This is a genomic window from Neobacillus sp. PS2-9, assembly GCF_030915525.1.
Lineage (GTDB): Bacteria > Bacillota > Bacilli > Bacillales > Cytobacillaceae > Neobacillus.
In genome coordinates this window covers 3,830,778-3,842,748 of the sequence record NZ_CP133269.1, presented here as the reverse complement: position 1 = coordinate 3,842,748, position 11,971 = coordinate 3,830,778, and the positions used below count along the sequence as shown (strand labels likewise).

The 11,971-nt window shown below is 37.6% G+C and carries 14 protein-coding genes; 9 read left to right on the top strand and 5 right to left on the bottom strand.

Annotation, left to right across the window (positions count from 1 at the left end; genetic code table 11):
* Positions 1-29: 29 nt before the first annotated feature.
* Positions 30-809: an alpha/beta fold hydrolase gene (locus RCG25_RS19310; RefSeq protein WP_308080442.1), complete on the bottom strand. Its 780-nt coding sequence runs from the start codon at positions 807-809 to the stop codon at positions 30-32.
* Between the two features lie 538 nt (positions 810-1,347).
* On the opposite strand from RCG25_RS19310, the gene RCG25_RS19305 reads away from it, so the two are divergent.
* From RCG25_RS19305 to RCG25_RS19280, 6 genes are all read left to right on the top strand, one after another.
* On the top strand, positions 1,348-2,982 hold the full coding sequence (locus RCG25_RS19305) for a long-chain-fatty-acid--CoA ligase (RefSeq protein WP_308080441.1): 1,635 nt from the start codon (positions 1,348-1,350) through the stop codon (positions 2,980-2,982).
* A 17-nt stretch (positions 2,983-2,999) separates the two neighbouring features.
* Complete coding sequence (locus tag RCG25_RS19300; RefSeq protein WP_308080440.1) at positions 3,000-3,779, top strand: SDR family oxidoreductase; 780 nt, start codon at positions 3,000-3,002, stop codon at positions 3,777-3,779.
* Positions 3,780-3,914: 135 nt separating this feature from the next.
* On the top strand, positions 3,915-4,385 hold the full coding sequence (locus RCG25_RS19295; RefSeq protein WP_308080439.1) for a hypothetical protein: 471 nt from the start codon (positions 3,915-3,917) through the stop codon (positions 4,383-4,385).
* Entirely contained in the window at positions 4,378-4,995 is a 618-nt protein-coding gene (locus tag RCG25_RS19290; protein WP_308080438.1) for a hypothetical protein, read from the top strand. The genes RCG25_RS19295 and RCG25_RS19290 overlap by 8 nt, the downstream gene beginning before the upstream one ends.
* 14 nt (positions 4,996-5,009) lie before the next feature.
* Entirely contained in the window at positions 5,010-5,576 is a 567-nt protein-coding gene (locus RCG25_RS19285; RefSeq protein ID WP_308080437.1) for a polyhydroxyalkanoate biosynthesis repressor PhaR, read from the top strand.
* A 19-nt stretch (positions 5,577-5,595) separates the two neighbouring features.
* A complete protein-coding gene (locus RCG25_RS19280; RefSeq protein WP_308080436.1) occupies positions 5,596-6,663 on the top strand; it encodes an alpha/beta fold hydrolase in 1,068 nt (355 codons plus the stop codon).
* Between the two features lie 82 nt (positions 6,664-6,745).
* On the opposite strand, the gene RCG25_RS19275 is transcribed toward RCG25_RS19280, so the two are convergent.
* Positions 6,746-7,525, bottom strand: coding sequence for an alpha/beta fold hydrolase (locus RCG25_RS19275; RefSeq protein ID WP_308080435.1), 780 nt, complete (start codon positions 7,523-7,525; stop codon positions 6,746-6,748).
* A gap of 208 nt (positions 7,526-7,733) precedes the next feature.
* Between RCG25_RS19275 and RCG25_RS19270 the strand changes: the two genes are divergently transcribed.
* A complete protein-coding gene (locus tag RCG25_RS19270) occupies positions 7,734-8,873 on the top strand; it encodes a sensor histidine kinase (RefSeq protein ID WP_308080434.1) in 1,140 nt (379 codons plus the stop codon).
* On the top strand, positions 8,870-9,469 hold the full coding sequence (locus RCG25_RS19265) for a response regulator (RefSeq protein ID WP_308080433.1): 600 nt from the start codon (positions 8,870-8,872) through the stop codon (positions 9,467-9,469). Before RCG25_RS19270 ends, RCG25_RS19265 begins: the two co-directional genes overlap by 4 nt.
* Before the next feature lie 50 nt (positions 9,470-9,519).
* On the opposite strand, the gene RCG25_RS19260 is transcribed toward RCG25_RS19265, so the two are convergent.
* Positions 9,520-10,368, bottom strand: coding sequence for an alpha/beta fold hydrolase (locus tag RCG25_RS19260; protein WP_308080432.1), 849 nt, complete (start codon positions 10,366-10,368; stop codon positions 9,520-9,522).
* Between the two features lie 208 nt (positions 10,369-10,576).
* Here RCG25_RS19260 and RCG25_RS19255 point away from each other — a divergent pair, with 208 nt between their 5' ends.
* A complete protein-coding gene (locus RCG25_RS19255; RefSeq protein ID WP_308080431.1) occupies positions 10,577-10,771 on the top strand; it encodes an IDEAL domain-containing protein in 195 nt (64 codons plus the stop codon).
* 107 nt (positions 10,772-10,878) lie between these two features.
* Here RCG25_RS19255 and RCG25_RS19250 read toward each other — a convergent pair whose 3' ends face one another.
* Together RCG25_RS19250 and RCG25_RS19245 are read right to left on the bottom strand one after the other, a co-directional pair.
* Positions 10,879-11,262: a hypothetical protein gene (locus RCG25_RS19250; protein WP_308080430.1), complete on the bottom strand. Its 384-nt coding sequence runs from the start codon at positions 11,260-11,262 to the stop codon at positions 10,879-10,881.
* Positions 11,263-11,386: 124 nt separating this feature from the next.
* Positions 11,387-11,962 (bottom strand): PepSY domain-containing protein, encoded by a 576-nt coding sequence (locus RCG25_RS19245; protein ID WP_308080429.1) that lies wholly within the window; start codon positions 11,960-11,962, stop codon positions 11,387-11,389.
* Positions 11,963-11,971 lie beyond the last annotated feature (9 nt).

The window sequence follows — 11,971 nt, the reverse complement described above, 5'->3', positions numbered from 1 at the left end:
AGAGTAAAGGAGGAAAAAATTCCTCCCACTTAACTTACTATTCTATGTTTTTTCAAAAAGTTGCGAACGATTCTGTTAAATGCCTCTTTTGACTCTAACTTGGCAATATGTCCTGTGTTTTTGAAGATCACAAACTCCGAGTTGCGTATTTTTTTATGCATGAATAACTGCATCCAAACAGGGATTACTGAATCGTACTGTCCTCCAATGATGAGTGTTGGAATTTCTATTTTTGGAAGTAGTTTTTGATTGTTTACTTGAAGACAGGCCTGAACGGATTTTAGAAAGACATCATGATTAGGTTTATAGAATTGATGAAATTCTTCGAAGGTCTTGTTGTTCCAAGAGCTAAAAGAAATGCGAGCAGCGGTATCTTTTGACATGCTGGGGCGAGTAGATAGTGATCGAGCCTTACGGTAGGTGATTAATAGTTTCGCGAGACGTTTTGGCATATAATGATACGTGCTGACAAGCAATAAGGAACGGCACATTTGAGGGGCCAGACTATATATTTCTTGTGCAACCATTCCACCCATAGACAAACCACATATGTGAGCGTTTTCAATTCTAAGCTCTTTCAGTAAGGAAATAATATCACGGGCAAAGTGTGGGATAGAAATATCTTTATTAGTAGTATGGTCACCGTGACCTCTTAAGTCAGGAATAATCAATTCATACTGATCTGCAAACACAAACTGATTGTTCCAGCCTTCTTTTACTTCACCAAGCCCATGAATCAATACTAATGGTTCACCAACACCTAAGCGCAAGTATGGAATACCAGAGCAACTAGTAAATACTTGATCCAATTTTCAATCCCTCCTATTGCTATTATCATAAATCTCCTTCCCACTATTTGTAAAGTGTGAAAATTCATAAAATTTAGAAAAGATAATTACCCTGTGAGAGCAAATGTCCTTTTTGGTACCTGATATCATAGATAGTCTTATATAAGAATATCATTTTTAGTGAATAGACGGGAACCAGGGGTGGTTTGGTGGTTTAGTTTGTAAGTGGAATGGAAGAGGGGGACCATGGCAATTTGGCATAAATCGAGAAATATTACGACAAATTTCGATATTTTTTCTTTTTTTCTTGTAAAAACCTAGCTTTGGCGAAAGGGATAAATATCGAGAGGAAAGGAACTCGATTGTAAACGAGTCACCCGAGGTACTAGATGATTGTGGAAAAATGTCGAGAAGGAAGGGTTTACAAATCTAAATTTTAATACAATAATCATAATTATATTAATATTCTAATTAATAGAGTAGTCAACTATGTTCGAAGATATGCACCAGATTTAGTAGGGATATTGATAAGAAAATTCCTGAGGAGGCATCTGATTTTATGGTTTATCAGCAAAAGCCATGGCTGAACATTTATGACCCAAGAATTAATGAACATGTTAGTATTGACCACCAATCACTTTACGATTTTTTACAAGACGCAGTAAACCGTTATAATACCAAGCCTGCATTCACCTTTTTAGGAAGAGTGTGGAGTTATCATGAAACAAAAATACTAACCGATCGGCTTGCGGCAGCCCTCCATGAGGACGGCTTTCAAAAAGGCGACCGTTTAGCTATTATGCTTCCTAATTCCCCGCATTACATATTCACCTTATTCGGTACTTTTCGCCTAGGTGGAATCGCTGTTCAAGTGAATCCAATGTATGTAGAGAGAGAAATAGAACATGTATTACATGATTCCGGCTCAGAATACATAGTTGTACTCGATACACTTTATCCAAAAGTAAAAAAAGCTCAACCACAAACATCTATTAAAAAAGTTCTTGTCGTTAGCTTTGGCGGCACTAAAATGGAACTTGATGACGGTGATTTTTATTTTGATGATTTCATAGATAGTGAGGGAACCATTCCTCAAATTGAAATTAATCGGAATGAAGATGTTGCCCTTCTGCAATACACAGGTGGAACAACAGGGTTCTCCAAAGGAGTCATGCTTACTCATTCGAACCTACTAGCAAACTTTAATCAAGTTTGCGATTTCTCCTATAAGGCATGTCTTAAGAGGCCTGAGAATTTTAAAATGATTACGGTTTTACCAATGTTTCATGTTTACGGACTTTCCAGTGTTGCACTTTGTGGAATCAGAGAGGGTGCGAATCAAATCCTGTTGCCGCGCTTTGATCCGAGAGAAGTAATGGAAACCGTAAAACGGGAAAAGCCGTTCCAAATGTCTGGTGTGCCAACGATGTTCATAGCACTGAATAGTCAACCAGACCTAGAAGATTATGGGTTTAATGAACTTTATTATATTAGTTGTGGCGGAGCCCCACTCCCAGTAGAGACTGCAAAAACCTTCGAAGTCAGAACTGGTGCCAAGCTCTTAGATGGATATGGGCTTTCTGAAGCAGCACCAACAGTTATTTTTAACCCGCCATTTGTGCCAAGGAAATATGGAAGTATTGGTATTCCAGTTCAAAGTACTATTGCTAGAATTGTTCAAGAAACAGATGAGGGATTTGTCGATGCGCCTGTTGGAGAGGCTGGGGAGTTAATCATTCAGGGTCCACAGGTAATGAAAGGCTATTGGAATCTTCCTGAAGAAACAGCTGCAGTCATCAAGGATGGGTGGTTATTCACAGGTGATGTTGCGAAAATGGATGAAGATGGGTACTTTTATATCCTTGATCGTAAAAAGGACATGATTATTGCTAGCGGTTACAACGTGTATCCACGTGAAATTGAGGAAGTGCTTTATCAGCTTGAGGAGATTGAGGAAGCACTCGTAGTGGGTGTACCTGACCCTTACCGAGGGGAAACCGTAAAAGCATATGTCAAATTGAAAGCGAGTGCAATCATTTCGGAGGAAGAAATTAAACAGTTTGGCAGAGAAAACCTTGCTCCATATAAGGCGCCAAAAGAAGTAGAAATCCTTTCGGAACTACCAAAATCAACTGTTGGTAAATTACTAAGAAGAGTTTTAAGAGATCAAGAGAAAGCCAAAGTAAAAGCTTAATAAATGAGGTGGAGAAGATGAATATTCAAGAATTGTTTAGTTTAAAAGGAAAAACAGCCATTGTAACCGGTGGAGGAAGAGGTCTGGGTCAGCAAATTGCTGTAGCGTACGCAGAAGCTGGTGCTAACGTGGTGATTTGTTCAAGGAACCTCGATGCCTGCCAACAGTTTACGGATGCTTTAAAAGAAAAGGGTGTTCTTGCCCTAGCATTTAAATGTGATGTGTCCAATCCTGAAGATATTCAGCATGTGGTCGATGAAACAGTGAAGGAATTTGGTCGAATTGATATCCTAGTGAATAACAGCGGGACAAGCTGGGGAGCACCAGCATTAGAAATGCCTGCCGATAAATGGGATAAAGTCATGGATATTAACTTAAAAGCTGTTTTCTTATTTTCACAGGCTGTTGGGAAAATTATGGTTGAACAACGTTCGGGGAAAATTATTAATATAGCTTCTATCGCTGGAATGGGTGGACAGGATCCATTGGTAATGGATGCGATTGGTTATTCTGCAAGTAAGGGTGCTGTCATTACCTTCACCAAGGACCTTGCAGTAAAATTAGCGCCATATAATGTTCATGTTAACGCGATTGCACCAGGTTTCTTCCGAACCAAAATGGCAAAGGCGATTTTGGACTATTCTGGTGAAAAGATTCTTGAACGAACACCCGCGGGACGTTTTGGATCTGATGACGATATGAAAGGGCCGGCTTTATTTTTAGCCTCTGACGCTTCTGACTATGTATTTGGTCATGTGTTAGTTGTAGATGGTGGAACGACGGCAGGCGTTCAATAAACTCGTTACTTTGGAAACAATCCGAACTGTACACTAAATTTCTAAAAGTTTTGTGAATTACAAAGGAAACCACTTGAACACTTGGTAATTGTATGTTTTATTTAACATACCAACCGGTTAGTAAGAGGGAATGATATGGATTCTATGCAACGTGATAGGGAAGCGTATTATAAAAAAATAGAAGCACAAATGAATAAAAGAATCCATGCCACTACCAATAACCGAGCTTATACACTGGCAGCTGGCAGAGCGCTTGAGGCACATCTGAAACGAGTAAAGATTCACAGAAGGTTAACAACTAAATGGCTAAATCATATAGGCCTGGTGAATAAAGATGAACTAACGGCACTTTCTGTCAGAATCGTTGATTATGAGGGAAAAATAGATGGTCTTGATGACCAAATGTATACGCTTAACAAAAGCCAGCATAAGAATCAGCTCCAATTAAACTCCATTCATCGTTCGTTGGAGGAATGGGTAACCTTTTTAAGAAATGAAATGAAAGATCTACATAGCAGTAAAATAAACAACTTAGAAAAAGAATTACTAGAATTAAAGCAATTATTTAAGGAAGAATTTGATTTGGAGGAGATCGACAATGACTGAAAAAAATGAACAAGTGTTGGATCAAAAATCTGAGGATGCGGTGGAAAAGGACTTAACTAGTTTAGATATGCTTTGGAGGCTTGGTTTTGATGAATTGGATGCATGGAAGGATCGCTTTAACAAGCGGGATGAGCGCTTCCTTGAGTCTGTAAGAAACTATGTGGAGAAGATAAAAAAAGATCAAGAGAATGTTGTCACGATTGCTGCTCAATTTAGCATGGAACTGAAGGATTGGGAAAAAGTAGCCCGTGAAGAGGTATTAGCAACCACCACTACTTTACAGTATTTTTTCCCAGTTAAGTCATATGAAGAAATTAATAGGGTAGTAGATGATATTCAAAATAAAACCGCTCATCTATTATTAACCCCTGCACAAGCGATAACCACAGGTCAATTGCAAGCGCTTGACAAATATGTGGAAACAGCCGAACAATACGTTGCTTTTAGAAAAAGTGCGCGAGAAAAATATATTGATAGCGTAAAGAAAACAACAAATGTGTTATATGAAAATCAAAAGATGTTTGTGAATCTATTTGCTAAGCAAGTTAAAAACACGATGTTACCATTTCAAAAGTATATGAAAAATATGACAGAATATAGCAAATCATAATGAGGTGAATAAACATGACAGGCCAAAAACCTTACGATCCATATGAATATCTACACAAGTTCAGCCAAGCTTGGGAAAAGCAAATGAATGATTTTATCTACCTTTGGACAGATAACAAGGAATTTGTGAAAATGTCGCATCTAGGCACTGAAATTCATTCCCGGTACCTAGAAGCGTTTAAAAAGAATCAAGAGGCGTTGGCAGGTGCATTAAATTTACCAACAAAAAACGATGTATCCAATGTAGCTGCATTAACGTTACAAACGGAAGAAAAAATAGAAGCACTAGAAGAGCAAATATGGGATTTACAAGATAGTATGAAATCGCAGAGCAAGGAAATTGGAAGTGTCGTTGAGATCTCCAAGGAGATTATTAAACTTACAAAACAACTAAAAACAGAACTGGTAAAAACGAAAAAAGAACTGGCAGATACAAAGGATTTACATGAAGAAATTCAGGAAATGAAATTTGAGTTGATGAAATTAAATCATTTTAAGGAAGAGTTTGAAACGCTTAAAAACCTTATTGAAAAAGACAAAAAAACTGAGCCAGTGTTAACAGGAGCTGGTACAACAATTTAATAGGAGGGGGTGAAGTACAATGGGGACTGAGGCACCATTCAAAGAAGTACTCCCAACTTTTGATTTTGAAAAAGAATTGAAGCGCTGGGAGCATTTGTTCAAGGTATTTAGTCAACCTGAACCCAAAGTCGGTCATACTCCAAGAAACGAAGTATGGAGGAAAAATAAATCCGTATTATGGCATTACCCTGCCAAACAGAGAAAATATGAAATACCCTTGTTTTTTGTGTATTCTCTTTTTAACAAACCATATATTTTAGATATTGCTCCAAAAGCAAGTGTGATAGAAGGTTTAACGAACAAAGGTTATGAAGTGTATCTTTTAGATTGGGGCTCACCAGGATATGAAGATAAGAAAATGGGGCTCGATACTTATATTGATAAGTATTTAAGAACAGCCGTTAAGCGGGCGATTCGTCATTCCGAAGCAGAAGAAATCACTCTTATTGGATACTGCTTAGGTGGAACAATTGCCTCCATTTATGCAGCAATCGCAGAAGAACCTATTAAAAATTTAATTGTTGCTACTGTTCCAATTGACTTCAAGCCATTTATTGGTCCTGAAAAATGGGCTGAAGGTATGCGAGACGGTGATATCAATATCGACCGCTTTATCGATGTGTACGGGCTTGTATCACCTGATTTAGTAACGGGGATGTTCCGAGCGATTGGGGCACCTGTTTATTTTACTAACTATACGATGCTTTTAAGTCGAGCATACGACAGCCGATATGTTGAAAAATGGCGTCGGATGAACAAATGGACACTTGATCAGGTTCCATTTGCCGGTGAAGCATACAGACAATTAGCCAATGATCTCTTTAAGGAGAACAAGCTGGTTAAAGGGGAATTAGTTTTAGGAAATAAAAAGGTTGATCTAAAAAATATTAAGGCGAATTTATACGTGGTGTCAGGTTCTCGAGACAATTTAATTCTAGAAGAGCAAAGTAAACCGATTATGGATTTAGTTTCCAGTGAAGACAAGACTTATATTAGTGTAGAGGCAGGACATGTTAGCCTTGCACTTTCTGGTTTGTTTGCTGGGATTGTGGACCAATGGGCTTCTAAGAGATCAAATACCTTGTAAAAAGAGTTAGTCATAAAATTAGGTACAAGAACATATAAACTATGTATGGGCAACGGGAGTGGGAAAGGAATTTTCCTTCCCACTAGCTTGCCTTTTTATGTTTAATTAAAAAGTTACGTAGCACTTGATTAAATTCATCCTTGGCCTCAAGTTTGGCAATATGACCCGTATTTCTGAAAATGACAAACTCTGAATGAGGAATTTGTTTATGCATGAATAATTGGACCCACACGGGGATGACCGAATCATACTGTCCGCCAATAATTAAGGTTGGAACCTTGATGGTTGGCAGCAGGCTTAAATTGTTCACATGAAGGCATGCTTCCATCGATTTGAAGTAGAATTCTTTATTAGGCTGATAAAATTGAAAAAAGGAATCAAAGTTTTCTTTTGTCCACGAATAGAGGCAGACCTTTGCGGCAGTTTCTCTAAGGACATCGGGAGATTTATTTTCAACTCGAGCCTGACGGAACTTTAAAAATAACTTTCCCAAACGTCTAGGAGCATAATGAAATGTACTTACAAGCATTAATGAGCGGCACATCTCAGGGGCCTGACGATATATTTCCTGAGCTACCATGCCACCCATCGATAACCCACATATGTGTGCGCTTTCAATTCCGAGTTCTTTTAGCAAAGAGATAATATCTTGAGCAAAGTTTGGAATGGTTATCTCACCTGGTGCTTGATATTCACCGTGTCCCCGTAAATCTGGAATAATTAACTCATACTGATCGGCAAATTCAAATTGGTTAGACCACCCCTCCTTTACCTCTCCAAGTCCATGAATAAATACTAAAGGCTCACCCATACCAAATCGCAAATAAGGAATTTTGGAACAATCGTTATTTACTTCTCCCAATTTTGATTCCTCCTAATGTTTTTATAAACATATGTTGCCAAGATTTGCTAGGTGTAAACATTTACAAAATTCTGACTAATTAAATATATAAAAGTAGTAGTTATATTATTACATATATATGTAAAATACATATATTAAACAAGCTGTTGAGATGTATACTTTTGAGTTATAATAAATGGAAAGTACATGTGAAAATGAGGTTTTATTTATGATTAAAAGGTATATGACATTTCAAAAAAATAATGGGATTGCTCCGTATATCTGGACCGTTCTTGGCATATTACCTTTTTATTTTATATTTCAAGCACCATCCACTATTGAAATCGTTGTAGGAATTTTACTAACTCTGATATTTTTTATCCTTTACCGAATTGCCTTTATTTCAAAAGGTTGGCCCGTTTATCTTTGGACACTAATTCTAATCGCCATTTCGATTACTGCGACTAACCTGTTCAGCTACGTTTACTTTGCCTTTTTTCTGGCCTATTTTATTGGCAATATTAAAGACAGAGTTGCTTTCCTCACGTTATACTTTATTCATTTAATCAGTACATCGGCATCAATCAACTACAGTATTGTCATGCAAGAGAAGCTATTTCTACAGCAGTTGCCTTTCGTTATCATCATTTGGATCAGTGTCATTCTACTCCCTTTTAGCATTTACAATCGGAAGGAGAGGGGGCAGCTTGAGGTAAAACTGGAAGATGCGAACAAAAGGATTTCTGAACTGGTTAAGCTGGAGGAGCGTCAACGCATTGCCCGGGACCTCCATGACACCCTTGGACAAAAACTGTCACTAATTGGTTTGAAGACGGACTTGGCAAGGAAACTAATTTCAAAAGATCCGGAACAGGCGAAATCTGAATTAAAGGATGTTCAGCAAACGGCTAGAACAGCTTTAAGTGAGGTAAGGAAGATGGTTTCTTCCATGCGGGGAATTCGTCTAAAGGATGAGATTCAACGAGTGAAACAAATCATTAAGGCTGCTCAAATCCATTTTATCAGCGAAGGTGAATTTTCTTTATCGAATGTTTCCCTGTTAACCGAAAATATATTAAGTATGTGCTTGAAAGAGGCCGTGAACAATGTGGTCAAACACAGTGGTGCTAAAAACTGTATTATTTCCATCGAGCAATCCTCGAAAGAAACGGTTCTAACGATCCGCGATGACGGTAAATTTAAAGGAGACACTGACAAATTGGCTGAAGGACATGGTCTAATTGGCATGAAAGAACGATTGGAATTTATAAATGGCGGCCTAGAGCTTGTTACAAAGGAAGGTACAACATTAATTATCAGAGTACCTAATGATGTGAAACAAGCTATAGAGAAGGAGGACCGGAAATGATTAATATTGTTATCGCTGAAGATCAGCAAATGTTATTAGGAGCATTTGGTTCACTGCTTAATTTAGAGGATGATATGGAAGTAGTCGGGAAGGCGTCAAATGGGGAAGAAGCTGTCACGCTTGTAAAAAAATTAAAGCCTGACATCTGTATTATGGACATTGAAATGCCTGGAAAGAGCGGACTGGAAGCAGCAGAAGAATTAAAAGGCTCTGGCTGTAAAGTAATCATTTTAACCACTTTTGCCCGAACAGGTTATTTCCAACGTGCATTGAAGGCAGGGGTAAGCGGTTATTTATTGAAGGATAGTCCAAGTGAGGAGCTGGCAAACTCTATCCGCAGTGTGATGGCAGGAAGACGAATTTATGCGCCAGAATTAATGGATGATGTATATGGAGAGGAAAATCCTTTAACGGACCGAGAAAGAGAAGTGTTAGAGCTAGTTGCTGATGGAAAGAATACAAAAGAGATTGCAGAGGAACTCAGTATTAAAACGGGAACTGTTCGCAACTACATTTCAATTATCTTAGATAAGTTAGAAGTGAAAAATCGTATCGAAGCGATTACTCAATCGAAAGAAAAGGGTTGGTTTAAATAAGGTGTGATGACCGGTGCAGCCACCGGTTCATTACACCTTTTTTCTTTTATTTAATAATCGGCTGCTGTTTGAAATTTTTCTAAAAAGCCTTTGATATATTCGAATACTTCAAAAGGGCGTTCCTCTGGAAGGGCATGGCCTGTTTCTTTTAATACAACTAGCTCAGAGTTTTCTAAATCCTTGTTTAGCTTTTCACCAACTTTAAGTGGCATGGAATTGTCATGATCCCCCCAAAGTAATAAGCAGGGGGTTTTTATTTGCTTAAGAGCCTCAGGTGGAAGATCTCCTTCACGATCCCGAATCATCCTTGTAAGTGCAATGAAGATTTCATCTTGTAAAAAGGGCTGCAGGTAGCCATTAATCATTTCATCATTAATGATGGAGTGATTATAGAGAGCATCCTGTAGGTTTTTCCTCACACCAGTTCTTGCAAACCAGTACTTTACAAAAAGGTGGAAATAGGGAATGTAGCTTGTCAGGATTAATGGTAATTTAGAGCGTTTGAGATAAGCTGAACTGCAAAGAAGAATCGCCTTATCGGCAAGTTCAGGCATCATATGAAGAATATTCAACACAATTTGACCACCCATGGAATGGCCAATAAAGGTCATTTTTTTTAAACCTAATGACTCAGTTAGTTTAATAACGGTTTGGGCAAGGTTTTTATAAGAATATACATATCGATTGCATTTTGCACTTTTTCCGAAGGGGGGAAGATCAATTGACAACACTTGATATTCCTTTTTCATTAGTGTTATGAGATGGCGAAAGGTAAAGGTGGAAGAAAGAAAACCATGCAATAAAACAAATGTCTTATCTGATTTTGGATTCGGATAAAACTCATAATAAACTTCAATGTTATTTACGGGGTGATAGCCAGTTAATGCAGCTTGTTCCATACATATTTTCCTCCTGTTCCTTCAAAATGATAGTTGAAGTTAATGTTCCCTAAATATTTACCCTTCACACCAAAAATTCGAGATAAAATCAAAATGAAATTTGAAAGCTAATATCCCAAAAAAACTTTTTTACAATTTCTAAAATAAAGTGTTTGAATTTTTAGAAAACTCAATGTATAATGAAAAAAAGCTCAAGGAGTTGATTTCCATGGAAAAGAAATTATTAAATTCACCACAACATTCGGATGAGAACGCAGATGCTGTAGTTGCTGAGATGTTTCTAAACAATGTCCTGCTTGAATTCAAGAGGGAGAAAATCCGAAAGGAAATCGACCAAACATTACAAGACGGAAACAAGGACCTATTCTTGAAGCTAACTGACGAATTAAAGAAAATTTCTTAGGACATTTACTAATGAACGTACACATTTAAAGGAAGCCCTATCCGAAATGGATAGGGCTTCTTGTCCTCTTAAGATCTTTTTAGTTTTTCAATTTTATATAAATTTGATTATTTGCCATGACCGTCGGAATCATCGTCATTGCCACTATGCCTGTTCTGGTGTGAGTCATCACCTGTCTTAGTATCATCATCGCCACTATGCCTATTATGGTGTTGCCCATCGTCCACGCTGTCGTGAATTCGTTTATCATGATCATCAGAGTTTATTTTAATAAATGTTTTTCCATGCTCCGACTCTACTTCCACTTCTCTCCCAGCTATGTCCGATTGTACTTTGGTTTGTTTAGTTGAGCTAGTGCTGATACTAGTCTTTTGATTCTCCTGGTGGACGGAGTCATCTGTTCTAGTATTGTTTTTTGAAGCACCAACTGCAGCCGCTCCTCCTAAAATTAACATAGTGGATAATGCACCAATAATAAACTTCTTTCTCATTATTAATTCCTCCTTTTGAATAGTCTTTACACTTTCATACTATCCAGCAAAGATTAGAGGAAAGGGGGAAGAAACATTAGAAATTACTGAGAACATGTGTTAATATCGTGACTCCACATCTGTTTTAATCATCATCGGATTTTTTCTGGTCTTTAGTATCATCATCTGTAGTATCATCCTTATTATGATGATCGTCCCATGCCAAAGACATCACGTTACCTGTAAATGCATGAATTTGGACAACAGCCTCTTGGTCATCCTGCGTTCTTATTTCTATTAGGTAAAAGGATATTCCACCCTTAGTTTCAAGCAGTATCTGGTTAACTACCCCATTCACTTGCTTTTCAGCAATCTGTTTTGCTTCTGCTTCAGTTAGCATTTTCGTGACAGGAGCTTGAGAGTGATTAGGGGAAGCTGCGCCGGTTTTTGTTTTAGTAACTGATAGCACCTTACCATCTTTAGCATCCAGCAAAATTGAATAAATATTTTTCTGCTTTTCAAATTTTATAGAATATTGTTCATTTGATAATTCAATTTGTGTAACTGTTCCTTGATAGCGCTCTTGAATCAGCGCTTTTGCTTCGAATTCAGAAAGAATACCAGCAGAAGCCTTAGTATTAACAAACTTCACCCAGCTAAAATAAACAATAACAACAATGATAATGCTTAAAAATAGCCATGACCAAATTTTTTTCTTCATGATATTCCA

What these genes read in the sequence shown, in the direction of transcription:
- RCG25_RS19245 (WP_308080429.1), bottom strand. Translation starts at nt 11,962, where the DNA reads ATGAAGAAAAAAATTTGGTCATGGCTATTTTTAAGCATTATCATTGTT.
- RCG25_RS19260 (WP_308080432.1), bottom strand. Translation starts at nt 10,368, where the DNA reads ATGGAACAAGCTGCATTAACTGGCTATCACCCCGTAAATAACATTGAA.
- RCG25_RS19270 (WP_308080434.1), top strand. Translation starts at nt 7,734, where the DNA reads ATGATTAAAAGGTATATGACATTTCAAAAAAATAATGGGATTGCTCCG.
- RCG25_RS19265 (WP_308080433.1), top strand. Translation starts at nt 8,870, where the DNA reads ATGATTAATATTGTTATCGCTGAAGATCAGCAAATGTTATTAGGAGCA.
- RCG25_RS19250 (WP_308080430.1), bottom strand. Translation starts at nt 11,262, where the DNA reads ATGAGAAAGAAGTTTATTATTGGTGCATTATCCACTATGTTAATTTTA.
- RCG25_RS19295 (WP_308080439.1), top strand. Translation starts at nt 3,915, where the DNA reads ATGGATTCTATGCAACGTGATAGGGAAGCGTATTATAAAAAAATAGAA.
- RCG25_RS19280 (WP_308080436.1), top strand. Translation starts at nt 5,596, where the DNA reads ATGGGGACTGAGGCACCATTCAAAGAAGTACTCCCAACTTTTGATTTT.
- RCG25_RS19255 (WP_308080431.1), top strand. Translation starts at nt 10,577, where the DNA reads ATGGAAAAGAAATTATTAAATTCACCACAACATTCGGATGAGAACGCA.
- RCG25_RS19290 (WP_308080438.1), top strand. Translation starts at nt 4,378, where the DNA reads ATGACTGAAAAAAATGAACAAGTGTTGGATCAAAAATCTGAGGATGCG.
- RCG25_RS19285 (WP_308080437.1), top strand. Translation starts at nt 5,010, where the DNA reads ATGACAGGCCAAAAACCTTACGATCCATATGAATATCTACACAAGTTC.
- RCG25_RS19300 (WP_308080440.1), top strand. Translation starts at nt 3,000, where the DNA reads ATGAATATTCAAGAATTGTTTAGTTTAAAAGGAAAAACAGCCATTGTA.
- RCG25_RS19305 (WP_308080441.1), top strand. Translation starts at nt 1,348, where the DNA reads ATGGTTTATCAGCAAAAGCCATGGCTGAACATTTATGACCCAAGAATT.